The sequence below is a fragment of the Propioniciclava sp. genome, assembly GCF_029977985.1.
GTDB lineage: Bacteria > Actinomycetota > Actinomycetes > Propionibacteriales > Propionibacteriaceae > Propioniciclava.
On record NZ_JARKOT010000027.1, the window covers coordinates 1 to 1,275 of the forward strand.

The following is a 1,275-nucleotide window of genomic DNA, read 5'->3' on the forward strand; positions in this document are numbered from 1 at the left end:
CCGCAAGAAGGCCAGGCGTCGCCGCTCGCCGCCGGAGAGGTCGCCCACGCGCGTCGTGAGCCGGTCGCCGGTGAAGCCGAAGTCGGCCAGCAATTGCGTGGCGGTGATGTCGCGCCCGGTCGCCAGCCGCGTCTCGCGGACCAGCTGTTGCACCGAATCCAGCACGCGGTCGCGAGGGTCCAGCGCGCCGGGGCCGGCGGCGTCCAGCGCTTGGCTCAGGTGCCCCAGCCGCAGCGTCTTCCCTTGCCGCACCCGCCCTGTCGTGGGCGCCTGCTCGTGCGCGAGCACGCGCAGCAGCGTCGACTTGCCCGACCCGTTGACGCCGACGAGGCCGATCCGGTCGCCCGGACCGATGGACCAGTCCAGTGGGCCGAACAGCGTGCGCTCGTCGTCGGCGGCCGGCACCCTGACGCTGACGCCGTGCAGGTCGAACACGTCCTTGCCGAGACGCGTCACGGCGAACTGCTGCAGTTGGAGCTTGTCGCGCGGGGCGGGCACGTCGGCGATGAGGGCGTTGGCGGCCTCGATGCGGAACCGTGGCTTCGAGGTGCGTGCGGGCGCCCCGCGGCGCAGCCAAGCCAGCTCCTTGCGGGCCAGGTTCTGCCGCCGCGCCTCGGTCGCAGCGGCTTGCCGCTGCCGTTCGACCCGCGCGAGCACCCAGGCGGCATAGCCGCCGTCGTAGGCGTCCACCTGCGCGTCGTGCACCTCCCAGACGCGCGTGCAGACGGCGTCGAGGAACCAGCGGTCGTGGCTCACGATGGCAATCGCGACGCCCCTGTCGCGCAGTTCGGCGAGGTGAGCGGCCAGCCAGGCGACGGCCTCCACGTCGAGATGGTTGGTGGGTTCGTCGAGGACGATGAGGTCGTGGTGGCCCAGCATGAGGGCCACGAGCGCCACGCGCCGCCGCTCACCGCCCGACAGGGTGCCGGTTTCGGCGTCGAGCGGGATGTCCGCGAGCAGATGCTCCACGACGGTGCGGCTCAGCGCGTCGGCGGCCCACACGTGGTCAGGCTGGCCGCCGACGATCACATCGCGCACGGACGCCGCCGGTGCGAACTCCTCCGTCTGCGCCAGGTGGCCGATCGACGCCGGCGCGGCCCGGATCACCTGGCCGGCGTCGGGTTCGACCGTCCCCACGAGGATGCCCAGCAGCGTGGACTTGCCGTCCCCGTTGCGGCCGACGACGCCGACGACTTCGCCGGCGGCGAGGCCGAGCGAGACCTCGTCGAGGAGGGTGCGCGTGCCGTACGCCTTGCTGATGCGCTCGGCGTTGAC

Annotated in this window: 1 protein-coding gene; it reads right to left on the bottom strand. The window is 73.1% G+C overall.

From position 1 onward, the window contains the following. On the bottom strand, nucleotides 1-1,275 hold a 1,275-nt coding region (locus tag Q1K57_RS02265), incomplete at both ends, for an ABC-F family ATP-binding cassette domain-containing protein (RefSeq protein ID WP_300078555.1).